Genomic DNA, 21,414 nt, shown 5'->3' with positions numbered 1-21,414 from the left:
CGCAAGCTCACTGCAGGCCGTCGCGGATCGCGGTGGCCAGGCTGCCTTGCGGGTCGTCGCCGCTGAACTCCCAGAAGAACGCGCCGCCCAGGTTCTGCGCCTTCACGTAGCCCATCTTCTCGATGATCATGGCCGGCGTGTCGTAGCTCCAGAACGTGCTGCCGTCGTACTTCCAGGTCGCGCGCGCATTGGCGTCGGTGTAGATCGTGCCCGGCCGGTTCTTGAGCACCTTGTAGTCCTCGTTGCCGGCCTCGTAGGTGCCCGGCGCCGCGCTACCGCTCTGGTACAGGCCGTTGTTGACGTTGGCCACGCCGGTCCAGCCGCGGCCGTAGAAACCGATGCCCAGATTGAGCTTGGACGCCGGCACGCCGCGCGACAGGAAGGCTTCCAGCGCGTCGTTGGTGTTGTAGAACTTCTGATCGCCGGTGGACGGATCGTTGGGCGAGTCGAACAGCGCCGAGTGATGGTTGGTCTTCGAATCCCAGGTGCCGTGGAAGTCGTAGGTCATCACGTTGATGTAATCGAGGTACTGGTGGTACGCGGCCGGATTGGTCACGCGCACCTTGTCCACGCCCGCGCCGGCGGCGATGGTCAGCAACAGGCCCGGACGCACCGCGTTGAGCTGGCTGCGGAACTCGGCCAGCAGGGCGGTGAAGTTGGCGCTTTCCTCCGGCGTGCCGCAGGTCAGGCCGCAGGCGGCGGGGTATTCCCAATCCAGGTCGATGCCGTCGAACACGCCGGCCGCCGCGCCCACGCCGCCGGCGCCGTCGGTCACCGGCAGGTTGCCGCGGATGTAGGCGTCGATGCAGGAGGCGACGAACGCCTGACGGTTTTCCGGACGCGCCGCGCTGGCGAAGCCGCGCGACCAGGTCCAGCCGCCCAGCGAGATCAGCACCTTCAGGCCCGGGTACTTGGCCTTGAGCTGCTTGAGCTGGTTCCAGTTGCCGCGCAGCGGCTGATCCCAGGTGTCGGCCGCGCCGCTCACGCTTTCGCCCGCGCCGAAGGACTTGCTGTAGTCGGCGAACGCGTCGCCGCCGGCGCCGGTGTTCGGGTCGGAGGGCTGGATCACGCCGACTTCGCAGCGGTTGTTGCGCACGTTGCCGAAGGCGTAGTTGATGTGGGTCAGCTTGGAGGCCGAGCCGCTGGTGTCGATGTTCTTGACCCGGTAGTTGCGGCCGTAGATGCCCCACTGGGTGAAGTAGCCGATCACGCGCTTGTTGCCGCCGCCGCCGCCGTCGGTGGTGCTGGCGCTGATCTGCGCGCTTTGCGCGGAGGCGTTGCCGGCGTTGTCGCGTGCGCGCACGCGGAAGGTGTAGGCGGTGTTCGCGGTCAGGCCGCTGCTGGTGTAGCTGGTCGCGGTGGGCGAGCCGACCAGGCTGCCGTCGCGATAGACGTCGTAGCCGGCCACGCCGCTGCCGCCGGCGTTGTCGGTGGAGGCGCCCCAGCTCAGCGAGATGCTGCTGGACGTCTGCGAGGGCGAGCTCAAGCCCGCCGGCACGCTAGGCGGCGTGGTGTCGGTGGACGGCACGGTCACGGTGATCGTCGCGGTGGCCGAGGTGGTGCTGGCGCCCTGGTTGTCGGTGGCCACCGCCTTGAAGGCGTGGCTGCCGGCGCTGGCGTTGCTCCAGGTCACGCCGTAGGGCGCGCTGGTGTCCACGCCCAGCGACACGGTGCCGCGGAAGAATTCGACCTGGGCGACGCTGCCGTCGCTGTCGGAGGCGTTGGCGCTGACGGCGATGTTGGCGCCGGTGCTGTAGCTGCCGCCGTTGGCGGGCGAGGTCAGGCTGACGCTGGGCGGCTGATTGGTGCCGACGCCGCAGGCGCCCAGATCCTGGTACCAGCCGCAGCTGGGGCAATGCGTGGGCGGTGCGTTCCAGATCTGGATGTTGGCCTGGTACAGCCGGTTCTGATAGACCAGCTTGTCGCCGGGGTTGTAGATGGTCGCCTGGTTCCAGGCCGGGATATTGGCGCAGCTGGCGCTTTGCGCGACTGCGTTGCCGCCCCACGACGCTGCCAGCAGGCAGGTCCATAAGGCCAGTGTGGTCGATCGTGCGTGCTTCATGAGCGTCCTCTCCCTTGCGATTCCGTTGCGAGATCCCGATCCGTCGCCGGCCGGTGCTGTCCCTCTGTGTTTGGAAAGGAGGCAGGGCGCCTCGGTGTTGCGCGGGAGGTTCGGACCTCCTCGTAGGTCGCCGCGGAGCGGCGCGTGAGCGGTGCGGTCGTGGCCGCGTGTGCGTGCTGGATCCCTCCCCGGAGCCGGTGGTGATGGCGCGGGGCGGGTTCGACCCGTCTGCGTGCCTGTGTCGGGGACTGAGGCTGTTTTTCGCTGACAACGTTGTCAACGCCGAAAATATGGGTTTGCGGTGCAGTTCACAGATTCATATGACAACGTCGGTCAGTAGAAGGCGTGAATGTTGCATTGCAGCGCGGTGAAAATGACCGACAGACAATCGCGCCGTGCATTGCGACGGCACGTGGCGGTTGCGGGCTGTGCCGGGCTTTGGGGTAGGAGCGGCGTAAGCCGCGACCGGGCATTGCCGCTCATCGGTGCGGGCGCGACCGTGCGCACTGGCGCGGTCGCGGCTGACGCCGCTGCTACCCCAAGGCAGGGGCAGTGGTCAGTGCGCGGGCTTGCCCTTGCGCAGCTCCGCGACCGCGCCGGCGTCGACCGCCGATGCCTTGGTCGGCGCACGCAGCCAATTGGCGAGCGCGGCGACTTCGGCGTCGCTCAGGTCTTGGGCGAAGCCCGGCATCGGCTGCATGCGTTCCAGTCCGACCAAGTCGTGTTCCGGCAGGCCGTCGAGGATGGCGACGATCAGGTTGTGCGGATCGCGGTCGCGCACGCTGCTGTTGTCGCGCAAGCCCGGCGCGACGTGCGGCACGCCTTCGCGTTCGCGGCCGTGGCAGCCCGCGCACAGGTTCAGGTAATGCCGGCCTGCGCCATCGGATAGGGGCGCCGCGGTTTGCGTCAGCGTCTGCGGCGCGGGCGGCGCGTCGCCGAGCAGGTAGGCCGTCATCGCGTCCAGATCGGCCGGTTTCAGGCGGCTGGTCGACAGGCGCACCACGGTCAGCATTTCGTCGGAGGCCACCGCGCGCGGATTGAGGCCGGTGGCGAGATAGCTGCGCAATTGCGGCGCGTCCCAGCCGCGCGCAGCCAGGCCCTGCGGGGTGATGTCGGGCGCGGCGAAGCGGCCTAGCGCGTTGTTGCCGGCCAGCGGCTGCGCGCGCTTGAGCTGTCCGGCCCAGCCGCGCGGGGTATGGCATTCGCCGCAATGGCCCAGCGTATCGACCAGGTAACGTCCGCGCTGCCAGGCCGGCGTGGCGCCCTGCGAGGCCGGCTTGGCCTGGGCGCCGGCGAAGGCCAGGTTCCACAGTGCGATGCCGCTGCGGATGTTGAACGGGAAGCTCACGCCGTTCTTGCGGTTGGGCTGAGCCACTGCCGGCTGATGCATCAGGTAGGCGTAGATCGCGTCGGAATCGGCACGTGAGATATCGCGGTACGACACGTAAGGCATGGCCGGATACAACTGATGGCCGTCGCGCGCTTCGCCGCGGGTCAGCGCGTGGTGGAAATCGTCGGCGCTGTAGCGGCCGATGCCGTGCTCAGGATCGGGGGTGATGTTGGTGCCGTGGATGGTGCCGAACGGCGAGGCCAGCGGCACGCCGCCCGCAAACGGCGCACCGCCGGGCGCGGTGTGGCAGGCGGCGCAATCGGCGGCGTCGGTCAGATAACGGCCGAGCACGAGTTGTTGCGCGCTGGCCTCGACGCGCTGTGTCGGGCCGCGTGCGGACCACCACCGCAGCAGCCAGCACGCGAGCCACCAGATCGCGAGCAGCAGCACCGCCCAGGCCAGGATGCGCCGCCAGCCGACCCGGGTCATGGCGCGCGCTCCCGCACCAGTCCGGGCGTGGCCAGCACCAGCGCCTTCACCGCCTGGTAGTAGCGCACGTAGCCGGTGCAGCGGCACAGGTGCGGATCCAGCGCCTCGGTGACCGTCGTCTCGACCTCGCTCGCCGCGATCGGCGCTTTCGCCAGCCGCTCCAGCAGCACGGTGGCGGCGTTGACGAAGCCGGGCGTGCAGTAACCGCATTGGAAACTGAAGTGATCGAGGAAGGCCTGCTGCACCGGCGACAGTTCGACGATGGCGCCGGCCTCGTCGCGTCGGGCGTGGCCTTCGACGGTGCGGATGCGCTTGCCGGCGAAGTAATGCGCGCCGGTGATGCAACTGCGTACTTCACGCGGGCCGTGCTCGTCGTCGACGATCACCGTGCAGGCGCGGCACACGCCTTGGCCGCAGCCGAAGCGGGTGCCGGTCAGGCCCAGGTACTCGTGCAGCACATCGACCAGCATCATGTCCTCGGGCACGTCGACCGGGCCGTGGGCGCGGCCGTTGACGTGCAGGGCCAGTGGCCGTTTGACGATGGGTGCGCTCATGCGGCGCTCTCCTTAGCGATGCTTTGCGCGGCCGGCGCTGCGAGCGCGGTCAGCACCTTGTCCGGCGTGATCGGCAGTTCGCGCAAGCGCCGGCCGGTGGCGTGCGCGACCGCGTTGGCGATCGCCGGCACCACCGCGATCATCACCACTTCGGCCATGCCCTTGGGCGGATCGGTGTCGGACAGCGGCGGCAGCACTTCGCCGCTTTGCTTCCATACCGCGACGTCGCGCGCGCGCGGCAGGGTGTAGCGGTTGAAGTTCCAGGTGCCGTTGCCGGGCCCGTCTTCGTACAGGGGCAGGAATTCGTGCAGGGCATGGCCGATGCCCATCGCCAGGCCGCCCTGCAACTGGCCGGAGACCAGCTCAGGCACGATCTGGTTGCCGCATTCGAGTATCGAGTGATGGTTCAGCAGTTCGACCGCGCCGCTGGCGGTGTCGACCGCGACCTCGGCCAGGGTGCCGATCGCGCTGTAGTAGACGACGCCGGCGTTGTTGCGCTGGGTCGGCGGGTAGTGGACGCGCGTGCGTTCGATCATGCGGTAGCCGTTGGCGGTCGGCGTGCCGGCGCCGGTCGCGCTGCCGTCGCCCCAGCGCAGGGCGATGCCGTCCAACGGCAGACGCGCGTCGTCGCCGTCCAGCGGGAACTCGGCCTCGGCCCACTGCCAGCGATTGAAGGTATGCACGATCGCGCCGGTGGCCAGGCCCAGTTCGTGCGCCTTGGCGGCGAGCTGCCTCAGCGTCAGCGGCACCATGCCGGCGGCGGTGAGCCTGCCGTCGATCCAGCGCGCGTCCTCGCGCCGCACCACCAGCGGCGCGAGTTGGCCGCCGCCGTAGCCATGGCCCCACATCGCCAGCGCGGCCGGCCACAGGCCCTGGGTGAACACCAGGCGCGCGGCTTCGCGCGTGGCGTGGCCGAAGAAATACGCCGAGTTGCTGGCGCTGCTCGGAATCACCCGGTTCGGCGTCCAGCGCGGATCGCCCTGATGGCGGTCCTGATCGGCCTGCGACATCAGCCAGGGGTCGCCGGTGGCGACCATCGGCAGTTCCGGCCAGTCGATCTCGCCGGTGCGCACCTCGTCGGCGGGGCGGCCCAGCCATTGCGCGCAGATCGCGGCCTGGCTGGTGGTCATGCCGGTGCCCATCTCGATGGCGACATGCCGCAGCAGGATCTGTCCGTCCTTCGACACCGCGACTTCGGCGAAGCCGGATTCGGCGCCGGTGCCGAAGTCCTTCTGCACGCAGCCGAAGCCCACGCCGTAGCGCTTGCCCGGATGCGCGGCCTCGTACTCGCGCTTGCGCCGAGCGCGCTCGCGCCACAGCGGATGCGCTTTGGCTTTGGCCAGTACTTCGTCGGCGCGTTGCGCGCCGCCCGGGATCGCGCCCTGGGTGTTCTTCATGCCGGACTTGAACACGTTGCGCTGACGCAGCTCGATCGCATCCAGGCCGAGTTCGGCGGCGACTTCGTCGACCAGCATTTCGGTGGCGCCCATGCTCTGCAGGGTGCCGTAGCCGCGCGCCGAGCCGGCGTCCAGCGCGCGCGAGGCGATCACCGTGCTGGCCAGATCGCTGCGCGGGAAGTAGTAGATCGACTGCGCCGCGGTTGCCGCGACCAGGCACACCGAGGGCGAGAAGTTGCGGCGGCCGCCGCCGTCGCCGGTCATCACGCCCTGCAGGATTTCGAAGCGGCCGCTGTTGCGGTCCACCGCGATGCGGTAGCGCATCTGGAAGCTGTGGCGCTTGAGGCTGGCCTGGAACTGCTCGTATCGGTCGTTGGCCAGGCGCACCGCGCGGCCGTCGCCGTAGAGGCCGGCGATCAGCGCGTAGAACGGGAACGGGTTGTGGTCCTTGGAACCGTAACCGACGGTGTAGCAAGGGTGCAGCACCAATCGCTTCACGCCCAGCGCGCTGGCCGCCAGCAGGCGCGCGCCGTCCTCGGCGATCTCCTGCGGCGATTGCGTGGCCGTCACCAGGTGCAGGGTGGCGTTGTCGCGGTCGTACCAGCCGTTGCCGTTGTCGGGCTCCAGGGCGGCGGTGTCGATGGATTGCGAGAAATAGTCGCGCTGCAGAACCAGGCGGCCGTCGGCCGGCGCGTCCAGGCTGGCCGCCATGGCCGCAGCGTGGGCCGCGCCCTGGGCGTCGATCGCGCCGTCGGAATTGGCCTGCGGCCATTGCGGCTGGTTCTTGCGATAGCCGGACGGAAACAGCGGCGTGTCCTTGAGACTGGAATACACGTCGTCGTCGTAGGCGGTGGCGCCGCCGACGCGCACGTAGCGGAAGCTGGCCCAGGGATCGCGTTGCAGCGGGCCGGTTTCGGCGCCCCAGCGGATCAGGTCTTCGCGGAACTTCAGGCGCGTCTTGGCGGCGCGGAAACGGTCGAAGTCGTGCCAGATCAGCAGCGCCACCGCATGGCCCAGGTAGGCCGGCGTCTGGCCTTCGGGCAGCAGCATGTGCTCGCCGTAGAACGGCGGGAAACCGAGCCCGTCGCGGGCCAGATCGGCGGCGGTGACGACACGGTCGGGCTGCAGGCCGTCGCCCAGCACCGACAGGTCGTGCCCGGCATAGACGCGATCGGCGCGCGTCACCCGCAGCAGCATCGCGTGCGCCTGCTGCTGCGGCCAGCCGGGCAGGTCGCGCGCGCGCATGTCGAAGCTGAAGAGTTTCTCGCCGCTGACCTTGGCGGTGGCGTCGCTGCGGTAGCGGATCTTGCCGCTGGCCGCGTCCCAGGGCAGGGGGCGCAGGCGCTCGCGTTCGAACAGGGCGGCCAAGGCGGCGCTGCCCGGTGCGGCGACGTAGACCGAGACCCCGGCCACCACGCTGCATTTGAGAAAATCGCGACGACTCAGGCGGGCTGGCATGGACGGCGTCCTAGCTGGCTTTGGCGAATAGTAACCACAACCGCGGCAGGGAAAACCGTCGTGCGCCGCGGGTTTCGCGCGCGGCCCGCGGCCGGACGCGAGCGCTGTGTAAATTGCGTGAGGGAGCGCGCCGCCGCGGTTGCGGCCGGGATCAGGGCGCGAACGCGCGCTTGATCGCGTCGGCGGCCTGGGCCGCGTTGGCCTGCAGCAGGAAGTGCGGGCCGTCCAGCTCGACGTATCGCGCCTGCGGCTGGATCGCGCGGATCTGGCGGACGCTGGCGCGCGACACCAGCCGGTCGCGGCGGCCGTGCAGCACCAGCACGGGGCAGACGACCTGGGCCAGGGCGGCGCGCTCGTCGGCGTTGCCGCCTTCGCGCATGCGGCTGCGGATCACGGCCGGGTCCAGCGACGCCAGCAGCGCGCGCGTGCGCGCGCGCCAGTCCGCGCCGGCGTTGGCGCCCAGCATCGCGCGTACCGTCAGCGATGCGGGGATGCGATCGACCGGCAGCGCCGCGCCCAGACGCGCCAACCAACTTGCCGGCAAAGGCCAGCCCGGCGGCCGGGGCGCACGCGCGAAGCTCGCGCACAGCACCAGACCGCGCAGGCCGGAGGGTCGCGATGCGGCCAGGCGGATCGCGATCGGGCCAGAAAAGGATTCGCCGATCAGCAGATAAGGGCGGTCCTGCGGCAGACGCCGGCGCGCGAACGCGGTCAGCGCGTCGTAGCCCAGCGCGGGGTCGGCGGGGGTAGCGCAACGGCTGGGCTTCGAATTGCGGGGCCAATGCCGCGACGAAATCGCCCAGCAGTTCGCCGGTGCCGTCCATGCCGGGCAAGATCAGGCAGCGCAGCGCTGTACTCATTGGATGCGACGCACTACCCGCGGCGGCCATGCCCGTGTGCGAGCTCACGCCGCTTCATCGCCCAACCGCCGACTCAAGCGGTCCAGCGCTTTCAACATCAGCGGCCGATGACGGGCGAGCTTCATCCAGGTCGGCAGGCGCGAAATCATGGTCTTGTTGCCCAGCGTGCGGTGGCGTTCGCGCAGATCGGCGCTGACGTAGCGTCGGAGTTCGTCGATGTGCTCGCCGTTGTAGGCCCATAGCAGGCCCGCGCGGGTGCGTTCGATCAAGCGCAATGGCAGGCCGAAGTGCGGGTCGTAGCCTTCGTTGCCGCGCTCGCGGCGGGCGTCGATCGCGACGATGCTTTCGTGCTTGCAGACCGGGCAGGCGACCGCGAGGCTGTCGTCGGTGGGCGTCGTCCGCCATGGCGCGAGTTCGATCGGCGCGCGCAGGGTGCCGGCGCGTATCCGATCCACGCACAGCCATTGATGGCCGCAGTAGCCGCAGGGGCGCCGGCCGCTGAGGCGCACCTGGCCCAGCCAGTCGTTGCGTTCGCTACGCGCATCGAGACTGCAACGACCGCAGACGAAGTGCGCCACCCAGCGCGCGTCGGCATGTACGGTGCCTGCGTGCCCGCAGCGCGGGCAGTTCACTTCGATCCGGGTCGCGAACGCGCCCAGCCACTGCCCGTGGTCGCGATGGCGCAGCGGTTCGGTCATCAGCACTCGATGACGTTGACCGCCAAACCGCCGCGCGAGGTTTCCTTGTACTTGTCCTGCATGTCGCGGCCGGTGTCGCGCATGGTCTTGATGACCTTGTCCAGGCTGACCTTGTGCTTGCCGTCGCCGCGCATGGCCATGCGGTAGGCGTTGATCGCCTTGACCGCGCCCATGGCGTTGCGTTCGATGCAGGGGATCTGGACCAGGCCGCCGATGGGGTCGCAGGTCAGGCCCAGGTTGTGTTCCATGCCGATTTCGGCCGCGTTCTCGATCTGGCTGGCGGTGCCGCCCAGCGCCGCGACCAGGCCGGCGGCGGCCATCGAACAGGCCACGCCGACCTCGCCCTGGCAACCGACTTCGGCGCCGCTGATCGAGGCGTTTTCCTTGTACAGGATGCCGACCGCGGCGGCGGTGAGCAGGAAGTCGCGCGCGCCCTGGGCGCTGGCGCCGGGGCAGAAGCGGTCGTAGTAATGCAGCACGGCGGGGATGATGCCGGCGGCGCCGTTGGTGGGCGCGGTGACCACGCGGCCGCCGGCGGCGTTTTCTTCGTTGACCGCCAACGCGTACAGGTTGACCCAGTCCAGCACGGTCAGCGGATCGCGCATCGCCGCCTCGGGCTTGCCGGACAGTTCGGCGAACAGCGCCGGCGCGCGCCGAGACACGTGCAGGCCGCCGGGCAGGGTGCCGGTCTCGCGGATGCCGCGCTCGACGCAGGCCTGCATCGCCTTCCAGATTTCGTCGAGGCCGGCGTTGATCTCGTCCGGCGTGCGCCAGGCCTGTTCGTTGGCGAACATCATCGCCGCGATGCTCAGGCCGCTGCGCTGCGCCTGCGCCAGCAGTTCGTCGCCGGAATGGAAGGGGTAGGGCAGGTCGGTGGTGTCGGCGACGATGCGGTCTTCGGCCGCTTCGTCCTGATTGACCACGAAGCCGCCGCCGACCGAGTAGTAGTCGCGCGTGGCGATCACTTCGCCGTCGCCGTCGTAGGCGGTGAAGCGCATGCCGTTGGTGTGGAACGGCAGCTTCTGGCGCTTGTTCATGATCAGATCGTGCTTCTCGTCGAAGCCGATCTCGTGCTGGCCGAACAGGCGGATGCGCTTGCTGCTGCGGATGCGCTCCAGCGCGGCGGGAATGATGTCCGGATCGATCTGGTTCGGCCAATGGCCTTCCAGGCCCATCAGCACGGCCTTGTCGGTGCCGTGGCCGCGGCCGGTGAGCGCGAGCGAACCGAACACTTCCGCGCGCAGCCGCGCGGTGCGCGCGAGGTCGCCGTTCTCTATCAGCCAGCGTTCGATGAAACGCGCCGCGGCGCGCATCGGGCCGACGGTGTGCGAGGAACTCGGCCCGATGCCGATCTTGAAGAGGTCGAAGGTGCTGACGGCCATGGGGCGGGGGATGCTCGGCTGGAGGGCGATGGGACGCGGTCAGCGTCCGTTGGCGATCTTGCGGTAGCGGGCGCTGCGGCGCTCGTCGGGGGCGCGCAGCAGCAGGGTTTTGGCGTCGGTCATGTCCACGGCGTACTGCCAGTGCTGCCCGGTCGCGGCATGGTCGATGCGCAGGCGACAGGTCTTGGGGTCGAAGCGCCAGGTGCCGCCCAGCATTTCCGGGCGTTCGTGCAGCCACGAGTCGAAGCCGTTGCGGCCATCGCGGCGGCTGAGTTCGAACTGCTCGAAGTCGCCCTCGCCGTCGCTCTCCCAGGCCGCGACCAGCTGTGCCGTGTCCACCGCGCAGGCGGGGCCCGCGCATGCGGCGGCGGGCGCCAGCAGCAGCGCGCCCAGGATCGCGGTGTGGATGCAGCGCAAAGCCATGGTCCCGTCCCGTTCGGACTCGCAGGTATTCTAGACGCTAGCGAGGCCCCGCCACCTCAGTACGCAAGCGCATGCACCTGACCCTCTACCAGCGCGACGACTGCCACCTGTGCGACCTAGCCCTGGACGTGCTGGCGCAGGCGCGCGCGCCGGAGTTCGACAGCGTCTTCATCGACGAGGACGAGGCGCTGGAGCAGCGCTACGGCACGCGCGTGCCGGTGCTGCGCGACGAGGACGACGGGCGGGAGCTGGAGTGGCCGTTCGATGCGGAGCGGTTGGCGGGGTTCTTGCGGGGCTGAAGGCTCCCGCGTCCTTCGCGGCGCGGCCGCGAAAAGCAAATCCCCCTCAGTCCCCCCTTTTGCAAAGGGGGAAGCGGTGCGGCCAGGTGTGGGGTTCTGCCTCTGCACAAGGTGGAGGAAGGGGATGCGTTCCGCGCTTACTTCGCCGGCACCAGGTTCAGTTTGGTGCTCACCGCGACCTCGTTGGGAATGATCGAGGTGTCGGCCCAGTCGCCGCCGCCGACGCCGAAATCCAGGCGTTTGACCGTGGCCTTGCCGGTCAGCACCGGATTGGCGCCGCCGGTCCAGGTGAAGGTCAGGACGACCGGCTTGGTCACGCCGCGCAGGGTGAGGTTGCCGTCGGCGGCGTAGTTGTTGCCGCCCAGGCTGCGGAACTTGGTGGCGGTGTAACGCGCCTGCGGAAACTTGGCGATGCTGAAGAAGTCCGCGCCCTTGAGGGTGTCGTCGCGCTCGGCGTTCTTGGTATCGCTGCCGGCCAGCGGAATGATCACGTCGAGCTTGGCGGTGCTCAGTTGACCGGGCTCGAAGCTGATCCTGGTGGTGAAGCCGGGCAGGCGGCCGCTGAACACTTCGCCCTGGTACTTGGTGGCGAAGGTCAGGGTGGAGCTGGGCGCCTGCACGTAGTCGGCGGCGTGGACCGGCGCCGCGGCGAACAGCAGGGCGAGCGCGAGGGGCTTAAGGGACATCGGGATTCTCCGGAGCGGGGGCGGTGGCGACGACGGGCGCAACCGCGACCGGCGCGGCTGCGGCCGGCGCCTGACGCAGACGCATCGGCAGCATGCGGCGCAGGGTGTCGTCGTTCTGGAACACGTGGTGGTAGAGCGCGGCGCCGGCATGGGCGAGCACCAGCAGCAGGAGCAGCCAGAAGCCGTTCTCGTGCAGCGATTCGCTCAGATCGGCCAGCCCGGGGTTCACCGCGGCGATCTTGGGCAGGTTGAACAAGCCGAAGTACTGCAGCGGATAGCCGGAGCTGGAATTGAACAGCCAGCCGGTGATCGGCATGGCGAACATCAGCAGGTACAGCGCCCAATGCGTGAGCGAAGCGATGCGCTCCTGCCAGTGCGGCGTGCCCGCGACCGGTTTGGGCGCACCGGCGTAGAAGCGCCACAGCAGGCGCAGCACGACCAGCGTGAGCAAGGTCAGGCCCAGCGATTTGTGCAGGGCGTAGATCTTGATCTTGGACGGGCCGTTGGCCATGTCGGTCATGGTCAGGCCGATGATCGCGATGGTGGCGATCAGCAGCACGATGGCCCAGTGCAGCGACTGGCTGACGGCGCCCCAGCGTTGGTCGGTGTTCTTGATGGTCATGCGTGCGGTACCGGGGCGGGTTCGTAGGGGTCGTTGTCGGGCTTGGCCGGCGCGGCGGGCGGCGGCGCGACTTCGGTGTCGGCGGGCGGCGGTGCGGGTTCGTCGCTGTCGTCCGGCTTGCGCTCGCGTACCGCCTCGGCCTCGATGCGCAAGTCGACGCTGTCGCCGATCACCGATTTCCAGGCGTCGATGCCGAATGCGGCGCGGCTGAGCGTGGCGGTGGCGGAAAAGCCGGCGGTGCGGCGAAACGGCGGCAGCGGATGGCGCTTGAGCGCATTGAGGCGCACGTCCATGCACAGCGGCGCGGTCTTGCCGTGCAGCGTGAGCTGGCCGCAGACCTGGGCGCGGTCGGCGTCGACGGGTTCGACGCGATCGGAGACGAAGCGCGCCTCCGGGTAGCGCGCGCCGTCGAGCAGGTTGCCGGCCAGCGCGGCGGCGTTCCACTTGGCGTCGCCCAGATCGAGCCGGTTCAAGGGCACGCGCACGTCCAGCCGCGCGCTGCGCCAGTCGTCGCGGTCGAAGCTCAGATGGCCGGTGCTGCCCGAGACGGTGCCCAGCGCTTGCGAGAAACCCGCGTGCGAGATCGCAAACATCACCCGCGTGTGCACCGGATCCAAGGCATAGTTGTCCGCCGCATGCTTGTCCGCCGCATGCGCACGCGGCGCCAGCGCGCACAGCGCCAACGCGGTCAGCAGCACGGCAGTGGGCGGATTCGGCACGCAAGGCTCCAGGCAGGTCCGGCCTGCATCGTCCGGGGATTCTATGGACCGCACGATGAACCCGTAGACGCGTGTCCGCAACGGTCCGTTGCGGGCCGGTCGCGGAACGCGCGGGGACCGCGCGCGGTCGCGGGCCTTGCCTAGCCGGGCCAGGATCGGGGAGCCTAGCGTCCGTATTGCGAGGAATCGGACCCGAGGATGCTCAGGCCAGCGGTCGTGCATGGAAGCCCGGAGTGGCTGCGTTGGCTGTGCTGGCTGCTGCTGGCGGCGCTGACCTTGCCGGCGCGCGCGACGCTGCCGGAGACGCCGCAGTTCCGCACCTACGGCGTCGCCGAAGGCATGCCGTCCAGCACCGTGGCGGCGTTGGCGCAGGACGCCGAGGGCTACATCTGGATGGCCACCCACGATGGCCTGGCGCGCTACGACGGCATCAGTTTCCGGGTCTGGCGCCACGTGCCCGGCGATCCGGGTTCGCTGCCCAGCAACATGGTGCAGGCCCTGCATGTGGACGCGCGCAACCGCGTGTGGGTGGGGCTCAGCGGCGGCGGCCTGCACATGCTCGATCGCGAGCGGCAGAACTTCGTGCACTACAGCCGCGAAACCCATCCCGACATCGGCAGCGACGAGATCTACACCATCGCGTCCACGCCCGACGGCGCGATCTGGTTCGGCACCGACGGCGCCGGCGTGCATCGCCTGGACGCCGAGGGCCGCATCACCCGCTACATGCCCGACGCAGGCAAGCCCGAACGCGCCGGCGCGGGCGCCGCGAAGGACGGCCTGCCCGGCGAGTACATCTGGACCATGAAGACCGACAGCACCGGCCGGCTGTGGGTGGGCACCACCACCGGTCTGGCCTACTGGGACGGCGCGCGCTTTCACACGATCGCGCACGCTGGCATCAGCGGCGCCTGGGTCACGGCCTTGTCGCCGGCGGCCGACGGTTCGTTGTGGATCGGTGCCGGCCTGCGCGCGTTCCGGCGTGCGCCGGACGGGCGCATCGCGCAGATGCCGTGGTTCGCGCCCGCCGACAAGACCGGCGTCTACGGCGTGGCCGGCGACGGTCCCGGCAATTATTGGGTGGCCACCCACCGCGGCTTGCGGCGTGTGCTGGATGGGCGCCTCACGCCGCTGTCCGGCGATGCGGCGATCGCCAACATCAACACCCTGGACCTGCTGCAGGACCACGAAGGCGGCTGGTGGTTCGCCACCGAGGAAGAGGGCGTGGCCTACCTGGCGCCGAACTGGCGCCAGTTCACCGTGCTCAAGCCCGGCACCGGCCGTCCGGGCGCGCCGCGCGTGGCCTACATGCGCGACCTCGCCGCCAGTCGCGACGGCCACGAAGTATGGATGGTCGGCGAGCGCGGCGTGATCGACCGACTGGATCTGCGCGACGGCCATTCCACCCAGCGCGTGGTGCCGGCGCTGGCCGACGCCGCCTTGTACTCGGTGCTGGAAGCGCGCGACGGCGCGCTGTGGTTCGGCGACAACCGCGGCCTGACCCGGGTCGCGGCCGACGGCGGCACGCGCAACTGGACCGCGACCTCGCCGCGCGATGCCGCGCTGGGCGACGACGGCATCACCGACCAGCTCGTGCAAACGCCCGACGGCAACGTCTGGATCGCCTACATGCCGCCGGCCTTGCAGATGCGCGACGCCGAAGGCCGCGTGCAGGTGTCGGTGACGCCGGAGGACGACCGCGGCGTCGACACGCTGTACATCGAACAGATCGACGTCGGCCCCGACGGCGCGCTGTGGATGGCCGGCCCGGCCGGCCTGTCGCGCTGGAACGCGGCCACGCGCCGCTTCGACGCCTTGCCGGGCAGCCCGGTCGATCGCGTGTTCGGCTTCGCCATGCTCGGCAAGGACCGGCTGTGGCTGCACCGTCTGGAGGCCCTGGAGCAGTACGCCTGGGACGGCCGCGAACTGCGCCTGCTGGCGCGCGTGAGCGGCGACGAAGGCCTGCCGGCGACCGAATCGGGCGGCGTGCTGGCCTGGGGCGACAACGTCTGGCTGACCACGCGCCGCGGCCTGATCTGCTGGAACCAGAGCCGCCAGCGCCTGCGCATCTACGGCATGCGCGACGGCCTGCCCAGCCAGGAATTCACCGAACGCAATCCGCTGCTGACGCCGTCCGGCGTGGCGGTGGCCAGCACCATGGAAGGCGTGGTGCTGTTCGACGCCGGCCGCGCGCCGGAGGCGGCCAAGGCGCCGCGGCTGGTGATCGAGACCTTGAGTTACCGCCGCGACGAGGACGAGTTCAAGCTCGATCCCGAACGCCCGGTGGTGCTGGGCCCGCAGGACCGCGACCTGCGCGTGTCGGCGCGCCTGCTGTCCTTCGTCGACCTGCAATCGCACCGCTACCGTTTCCGTCTGCACGGCTACGACCCGGACTGGGTGATCCAGCCCGGCAACGGCGAGCGCGTGTTCTCCAAGCTGGAGCCCGGCACCTACCGCATGGAAGTGCAGGCGGCCAACGCCGACGGCATCTGGTCGCAGTCGCGGCAGTTCTCGCTGACCGTGCAACCGCCGTGGTGGCGCACGCCGCCGGCGCTGGCGGCGTTGGTCGGCATCGCCATCCTCGCCGCCTGGTGGGCGGCCGACCGTTACCGCCGGCGCCTCAAGCGCCGTCTGGACTGGCAGGCCGCCGAGCACGAGCGCGAGATCGCCAAGGAGGCTTCGCTGGCCAAGACCCGTTTCCTGGCCACGCTGGGTCACGAAGTGCGCACGCCGATGACCGGCGTGCTGGGCATGAGCGAATTGCTGCTGGACACGTCGCTGGACCCGCAGCAGCGCGGCTACACCGAGTCGATCCAGCGCGCCGGCAAGCATCTGCTGCGCCTGGTCAACGACGCGCTGGATCTGGCCCGGATCGAGTCGGGCAAGCTGGAACTGGCCGACGAGGCCTTCGATCTGCGCGCGCTGGTCGAGGACGCCAGCGCGTTGATGGCGCCGCTGGCGCGCAAGCGCGGCCTGGCGTTCGAGCTGGAGATCGCCGACGACGCGCCGCGCGGGCTGCGCGGCGATCCGCATCGGGTGCGGCAGATCCTGCTCAACCTGCTCGGCAACGCGATCAAGTTCACCGAACAGGGCCGCGTCTCGTTGCGGGTGGCGGCGCTGGCGCCGCAGGGCGTGCGCTTCGAGGTCGCCGACACCGGGCCCGGTTTGAACGAGGAGCAGCAGTCGCGCTTGTTCCGCCGCTTCGAACAGGCCGAGGGCGCGCGCACCGCCGCGCGCTACGGCGGCAGCGGCCTGGGCCTGGCGATCTGTCAGGAACTGGCGGCGGCGATGGACGGGCAGCTTTCGGTCGAGAGCCGGCCCGGCGAGGGCGCGCGCTTCGCGTTCGAGCTGCCGCTGCCGGCGGCGACCGTAGGCGCGGCCGCGAACGCGCCGGCGCGCGGCGGCGACGCGCGGCGCGCGCCGCTGGCGCTGCTGCTGGTCGAGGACGACGCCACCGTGGCGCTGGTGATCGCCGGCCTGCTGCGCGCGCAGGGCCATCGCGTGACCCATGTCGGCAACGGCCTGGCGGCGCTGACCGAAGTCGCCACGGCCCACTACGAAGCGGCGCTGCTCGACCTCGACCTGCCGGGCCTGAACGGGCTGGACCTGGCCCGTCAGCTGCGCGCGCAGGGCTATGCGCGGCCGCTGATCGCGGTCACCGCGCGCGCCGATGCCGACGCCGAGCCGCAGGCGATCGCGGCCGGTTTCGACCGTTTCCTGCGCAAACCGGTGACCGGCGCGATGCTGGCGGCGGTGCTGGACGAGGCCTTGCCGCCGCCGTGAGGGCCGCCAGCCCTGGCCGCAGCCCGCGGACTGGTGGATGCGGCGCAAGCGGCGCATGATCGCCACGGAAACAGCGGTGGCGAACGGCGGCATGCGCAGCAGGGGGCGGGGATGACAGTCAGGGCGGTACGCGCGTACCTGCGCGCGAGGGCAGGGTGCGGCATCCTCGCCGTCGCTTTGGCAGGCCCCACGCTCGCGGCCGATGCCGGCAACGCGCTGGCCAGCGCCGACAGCGGCCAATCGCCGGCCATGCCGCTGCTGGGCGGTTACCTGCGCGAGTCGCGCGTGGTCTATCCGCTGCGCCTGGGCAAATGGCAGGCAGTGGACGAGCACCGTTTCGACCGCCAGGAGTTCGGCGTGTCGGTGCGCTATGCCTTGAGCAAGCGCCGCGATCGCTGGATCGACGTGTATTTCTATCCGACCGGCGCGCTGTCGGCCGCCGAGTTCGAGCGCGTCGCCGACGAGGAGCGCGACGCGCTGGCCCAGGTCGGCCGCCAGTCCGGCGGCTACGAAGACATGGACCTGGGCCCGCTGCGCAGCTTCGCCTACGCGCGCGGCAAGGGCGCTGCGTCCAGCGGGCGTTCGCTGGATCTGGCCTTCACCAGCCAGGGCGAACGCAAGAGCTCGGCGATGACCCTGCAGATGGACCGCATGTACATCGTCAAGGGCCGTTACAGCGTGCCGGCCAAAGCCGCCAGCCGCGAACAGGCGCGTTCGTCGCTGGAAGATTTCATGGCCGACCTGTCGCGCCGCCTGACCGTGGTCAGCACCGGCCACTGCTGGAATCCCTTGCCGATCGAGCAGCTCGAAGCCGGCGCGCCCAGGCCCAGCGGCGCGGTGTCCACGCTGTCCAAGGACGGCCACGACAGCGCCTATCTGCTCAGCGACCGCGTGCTCGCGCGCGAACCGCAGTCCAGCGAAGCGCAGGCGCTGATGATGGTCGGTATGAGCCTGGGCAATCGCCTGCAGCCGGGCTGCGAACGGCCCGAGGACATCGAGCAGATGGTGCCGCAGGACATGCGCGAAATCCGGCTCGAGTACGGCGCGCCCAGCGACGCGCCGGCCGACCCCTCGCGCCTGCTCAGGAGCAACAAGATCGACGTGGGCTGAGCCCGCGCCGACTCAGGGCAGTTCGATCACGCGGATGTCGTCGTGCAGCACGATCCGGGTCGGCGTGGCGCCGGGCACCTTGGCTGCATCGGGCCGATACAGACCCCACTGAATGGTGCCGGCGGTGCCGGCGTACGCCGGGTCGAAGGTCGGATAAGCCGCTTCCGCGGCCTTGAGCGTGTAGTCGGCATCGCCGTCGCGCTTGACCTCGGCGGTGTAGTAGCCGCTGTCGTCCTTGGCCCAGTAGATCTCGAAGCGGAAATCCAGCCAGCGGTTGTCGTAGGGCCGCACGTCGTCGATCAGCACGGCCTGCTTCTCGCCGTAGCGCAGGATCATCTGGTTGCGGCGCACGCCCACGTAAAAATCGGGGCCGCCGTTGAAGTGCTTGAACTGCCAGACGATGTCGACGGGGGCGGGGCCGGGCGCCCCGTTCCAGTCCTCCCAGTCCTTGAGCATGACGCTGAAGGTGTAGAGGCGGTGCTGCCCCGGCGCGTACTGACCCGGCTTCAGCGCGCCGTCGCGAACCGAGCTTGCATGTGCTTCGCTGCGCGGCGCGCCGAAGGACACATAGCCCGGGTCGGTCCAGGTCACCTTGTGCGCGAGCGCGTAGCGGCCCGAACGCGCCTCGCCATCGACTATGTACGCCGCGTCGGCGGCGGGCGCCTCGGTGGCGACCAGTCTGAAGATGCCCGAGTCGGTGGTGCCGGTTTCGTAGTCGATGTTCAGCCGGGTGGTTTGCGCGAACGCAGCGGATGCAGTCAAAGCCGCCAAGCCGGCCGCCAGTCGCAGGTAAGTCCGCATCGCACGCATCTGCCATTCCCCAGCTGCGGTCGATCCGCCCTGTTCGGGGCGGCACTTTACGCGAGAAAAAGCCCGCGAAAATGCGGGCTTTTTCTCAGTTCGCGCAGGCGTCGAAAGGCGCCGTGCCAGGCTGCGCTCAGCGTGCGCTTAATTGGTGTACCGCATCCACCATCGCCGCGACGTGCTCCGGGCTCATGTCCGGCGACAGTCCGTGGCCGAGGTTGAACACGTGGCCCTCGCGCGAACCGCCGTTGCCGTCGCGGTAGTCGTCCAGCGCGCGGCCGACCTGGTCGCGGATGGCCGCGGGCGTGGCGTACAGGGTGACCGGGTCGAGATTGCCCTGGATCGCGACGCGCCCGCCGATGCGGCGCGCGGTGTCGCCCAGGCCGATGGTCCAGTCCACGCCCACCGCTTCGGCGCCGCTGGCGGCCAGGTCTTCCAGATACGGGTCGTTGCCCTTGCCGAACAGGATCAGCGGCGCGCGCGCCGCGCCTTCGCCGCGCGGCAACTCGGCGGCGATGCGCTGCAGGTAGCGCAGCGAGAACTCGCGGTACATCGCCGGCGACAGCACGCCGCCCCAGGTGTCGAACACCTGCAGCGCCTGCGCGCCGGCCGCGTGCTGGGCCTTGAGGTAGGCGATCACCGCATCGGTCACCACGCCCAGCAGCTTGTGCATCGCCGCCGGGTCGTTGAGCGCCAGCGATTTGACCTTGGAATAGTTGTCGCTGCCGCCGCCTTCGACCATGTAGCAGGCGATGGTCCAGGGGCTGCCGGAAAAACCGATCAGCGGCACCGAACCGTTCAATTCGCGACGGATGGTGCGCACCGCGTCCATCACGTAGCGCAGCTCGCCTTCCATGTCCGGCACGGCCAGGCGGTCGATGTCGGCAGCGCTGCGGATCGGGCGCTCGAACTTCGGGCCCTCGCCGTCGGCGAAGTACAGGCCCAGGCCCATCGCATCGGGCACGGTGAGGATGTCGGAGAACAGGATCGCCGCGTCCAGCGGGAAGCGGCGCAGCGGCTGCAGGGTGACCTCGCAGGCCAGCTCCGGGTTCTTGGCCAGGTTCAGGAAGCTGCCGGCCTGGGCGCGGGTGGCGCGGTACTCGGGCAGGTAGCGGCCGGCCTGGCGCATCAGCCACACCGGCGTGCGGTCGACCGGCTCGCGGCGCAGGGCGCGCAGGAAACGGTCGTTGGCGGGTGCGGCGTCGGTGGCGGTCATGCGGAATCCTGGGGCGGAGAAGCGAAGGCGGGGCGGCATTATCGCGGGCGGGCGGGGCCCGGCGCGAGTCGCGGTGAGGCCGATGGCCGCGTTGCTGTGTTCCGCGCGGCGGCAGGCGCGGCGGTGCGGGCTTGCGCTAGGCCTGCGGCTCGCCGCGGCGGGCGGGTACGCTCAGGGCGCTTCGGCGCCCTGCGCGAACATCAGCTGGAAGCCGCGTTTGAGCTGCTGGTCGCGCGCGTGTTCCAGCGCGGCGAAGGCGCTGTCGCGATCCATGAACTGCTCGCGGCGCAGGGTGCTGCGGCCGCCGATCTGGCCGGTTTCGCGCACCAGGGTCCAGCCGCCCAGCAGATCGGGCTGCAGCATCAGTTGCACGAAGCGCGGGGCTTCGCGGCCGTCGGGGCGTTGTTGTAGGAGCAGGCGCACGCACCGATTCTAGCGGGATGTTCTAGCGGGATGCGCCAGCGGTATGGGGCGGCATGCGCGGGCGCCGTCTCAGGTGCCGCGGAACTCGCGCCGGTAGGCCGTGGGCGAGGTCTTCAGCGCGGCCGCGAAGCGCTGGCGCAGCGACACCGCCGAGCCGAAGCCGGTGTCGGCCGCGATCGCCTCCACCGGCCGGTCGGTGCTTTCCAGCAGGCGCTGCGCGCGCGCCAGGCGCTGGCTCAGCAGCCACTGCGCGACGGTGGTGCCGGTGGTCTGGCGGAAGCGGCGGGTGAAGCTGCGCCGGCTCATCAGCGCGCGCTCGGCCAGGGCATCCAGGCTGTGCGGCTGGTCCAGATGCGCCAGCGCCCAACTCAGCACCCCGGACAGGCGCTCGTCCTGGGCCGAGGCCGGCACAGGCTGCTCGATGTACTGGGCCTGGCCGCCCTGGCGGTGCGGCGCCACCACCAGGCGGCGCGCGACTCGGCTGGCCAGTTCGGCGCCGCAGCGCCGGCGCAGCAGCTGCAGGCAGCAGTCCAGCGCGGCCGCGGTGCCGGCCGAGGTGGTCAGCTCGGCGTCCTCGACGTACAGCACGTCCTGTTCCAGGCGCACCTGCGGGTAGCGCTCGGCGAAGTGCCGGCTCCAGTGCCAATGGGTGGTCGCGCGGCGGCCGTCGAGCAGACCGGCCTCGGCCAGCACGTAGGCACCCAGGCACAGGCCGACGATCTGCGCGCCGCGCGCGTGCGCTTGGCGCAGCGCCTCCAGCAGCGCCTCGGGCGGGCGTTCGTCGCCGTCGCGCCAGGACGGCACGATCACCACGCCGGCGTCGTTCAGGCCTTCCAGGCCGTGCTCGACCGCGATGCTGAAACCCGCCTGGGTGCGCAGCGGGCCGGGCTCGGCCGCGCACACCCGCAACTCGAAGCGCGGCTGGCCGTCGAAACCGCGGTCCTCGAACACGATGCAGGGCACCGAGAGATGGAAGGGGCTGATGCGGTCGAAGGCGACCACGGCGATGGTGTCGGCGTTCATGGCCCGATTGTACATGGCCCGATCTTATCTAATATTGGCAATCGGGCCACTGTCGGCGTATCGGGCCGAAGCGGAG

16 protein-coding genes and 2 pseudogenes are annotated in these 21,414 nt (G+C 70.3%); 3 read left to right on the top strand and 15 right to left on the bottom strand.

Annotated elements, in window-relative coordinates:
* Window positions 1-7: 7 nt before the first annotated feature.
* The 8 genes from LVB77_RS21360 to LVB77_RS17205 form a co-directional block, all read right to left on the bottom strand.
* The gene (locus LVB77_RS21360) at window positions 8-2,062 is read right to left on the bottom strand and encodes a glycosyl hydrolase family 18 protein (RefSeq protein ID WP_343226209.1); all 2,055 of its coding nucleotides are present in this window, start codon (window positions 2,060-2,062) and stop codon (window positions 8-10) included.
* Between the two features lie 556 nt (window positions 2,063-2,618).
* Window positions 2,619-3,881, bottom strand: a complete 1,263-nt coding sequence (locus LVB77_RS17235) for a cytochrome c (RefSeq protein WP_232907301.1) — start codon at window positions 3,879-3,881, stop codon at window positions 2,619-2,621.
* Complete coding sequence (locus tag LVB77_RS17230; RefSeq protein WP_232907300.1) at window positions 3,878-4,435, bottom strand: (2Fe-2S)-binding protein; 558 nt, start codon at window positions 4,433-4,435, stop codon at window positions 3,878-3,880. The genes LVB77_RS17235 and LVB77_RS17230 overlap by 4 nt, the downstream gene beginning before the upstream one ends.
* The gene (locus LVB77_RS17225) at window positions 4,432-7,290 is read right to left on the bottom strand and encodes a molybdopterin cofactor-binding domain-containing protein (protein ID WP_232907299.1); all 2,859 of its coding nucleotides are present in this window, start codon (window positions 7,288-7,290) and stop codon (window positions 4,432-4,434) included. Before LVB77_RS17225 ends, LVB77_RS17230 begins: the two co-directional genes overlap by 4 nt.
* Before the next feature lie 151 nt (window positions 7,291-7,441).
* Entirely contained in the window at window positions 7,442-8,086 is a 645-nt protein-coding gene (locus LVB77_RS17220; protein WP_232910336.1) for an alpha/beta fold hydrolase, read from the bottom strand.
* Between the two features lie 108 nt (window positions 8,087-8,194).
* Window positions 8,195-8,848 carry a hypothetical protein gene (locus tag LVB77_RS17215; RefSeq protein ID WP_232907298.1) on the bottom strand — a complete coding sequence of 218 codons (654 nt, stop codon included), beginning with the start codon at window positions 8,846-8,848 and terminating at the stop codon, window positions 8,195-8,197.
* Window positions 8,848-10,230, bottom strand: coding sequence for an L-serine ammonia-lyase (locus LVB77_RS17210; RefSeq protein WP_232907297.1), 1,383 nt, complete (start codon window positions 10,228-10,230; stop codon window positions 8,848-8,850). Before LVB77_RS17210 ends, LVB77_RS17215 begins: the two co-directional genes overlap by 1 nt.
* Window positions 10,231-10,269: 39 nt before the next feature.
* Complete coding sequence (locus tag LVB77_RS17205) at window positions 10,270-10,653, bottom strand: hypothetical protein (protein WP_232907296.1); 384 nt, start codon at window positions 10,651-10,653, stop codon at window positions 10,270-10,272.
* Window positions 10,654-10,724: 71 nt separating this feature from the next.
* On the opposite strand from LVB77_RS17205, the gene LVB77_RS17200 reads away from it, so the two are divergent.
* Complete coding sequence (locus tag LVB77_RS17200; protein ID WP_232907295.1) at window positions 10,725-10,952, top strand: glutaredoxin family protein; 228 nt, start codon at window positions 10,725-10,727, stop codon at window positions 10,950-10,952.
* 137 nt (window positions 10,953-11,089) lie between these two features.
* Here LVB77_RS17200 and LVB77_RS17195 read toward each other — a convergent pair whose 3' ends face one another.
* From LVB77_RS17195 to LVB77_RS17185, 3 genes and pseudogenes are all read right to left on the bottom strand, one after another.
* Window positions 11,090-11,638 (bottom strand): YceI family protein, encoded by a 549-nt coding sequence (locus tag LVB77_RS17195; protein WP_232907294.1) that lies wholly within the window; start codon window positions 11,636-11,638, stop codon window positions 11,090-11,092.
* Between the two features lie 85 nt (window positions 11,639-11,723).
* Window positions 11,724-12,260, bottom strand: a pseudogene (locus LVB77_RS17190) (cytochrome b); the annotation flags it as partial.
* A pseudogene (locus tag LVB77_RS17185) lies at window positions 12,257-12,883 on the bottom strand (YceI family protein); the annotation flags it as partial. The pseudogenes LVB77_RS17190 and LVB77_RS17185, both read right to left, overlap by 4 nt.
* Window positions 12,884-13,177: 294 nt before the next feature.
* On the opposite strand from LVB77_RS17185, the gene LVB77_RS17180 reads away from it, so the two are divergent.
* Complete coding sequence (locus LVB77_RS17180; RefSeq protein WP_232907293.1) at window positions 13,178-16,762, top strand: ATP-binding protein; 3,585 nt, start codon at window positions 13,178-13,180, stop codon at window positions 16,760-16,762.
* Between the two features lie 177 nt (window positions 16,763-16,939).
* Window positions 16,940-17,872 (top strand): hypothetical protein, encoded by a 933-nt coding sequence (locus LVB77_RS17175; RefSeq protein WP_232907292.1) that lies wholly within the window; start codon window positions 16,940-16,942, stop codon window positions 17,870-17,872.
* A 12-nt stretch (window positions 17,873-17,884) separates the two neighbouring features.
* On the opposite strand, the gene LVB77_RS17170 is transcribed toward LVB77_RS17175, so the two are convergent.
* The 4 genes from LVB77_RS17170 to LVB77_RS17155 all read right to left on the bottom strand — a co-directional run bounded on the left by LVB77_RS17170 (window position 17,885) and on the right by LVB77_RS17155 (window position 21,338).
* Window positions 17,885-18,634, bottom strand: coding sequence for a heparin lyase I family protein (locus LVB77_RS17170; RefSeq protein ID WP_232907291.1), 750 nt, complete (start codon window positions 18,632-18,634; stop codon window positions 17,885-17,887).
* A 175-nt stretch (window positions 18,635-18,809) separates the two neighbouring features.
* Complete coding sequence (hemE, locus tag LVB77_RS17165; RefSeq protein ID WP_232907290.1) at window positions 18,810-19,892, bottom strand: uroporphyrinogen decarboxylase; 1,083 nt, start codon at window positions 19,890-19,892, stop codon at window positions 18,810-18,812.
* A 171-nt stretch (window positions 19,893-20,063) separates the two neighbouring features.
* Entirely contained in the window at window positions 20,064-20,315 is a 252-nt protein-coding gene (locus tag LVB77_RS17160; protein ID WP_232907289.1) for a WGR domain-containing protein, read from the bottom strand.
* Between the two features lie 69 nt (window positions 20,316-20,384).
* Entirely contained in the window at window positions 20,385-21,338 is a 954-nt protein-coding gene (locus LVB77_RS17155; protein ID WP_232907288.1) for a helix-turn-helix domain-containing protein, read from the bottom strand.
* Between the last annotated feature and the right edge of the window lie 76 nt (window positions 21,339-21,414).

This window comes from Lysobacter sp. 5GHs7-4 (genome assembly GCF_021284765.1).
Taxonomy (GTDB): Bacteria; Pseudomonadota; Gammaproteobacteria; order Xanthomonadales; family Xanthomonadaceae; genus Lysobacter.
Note: the sequence above shows the minus strand (reverse complement) of the source record. Positions and strands in the feature narration are given on the sequence as shown.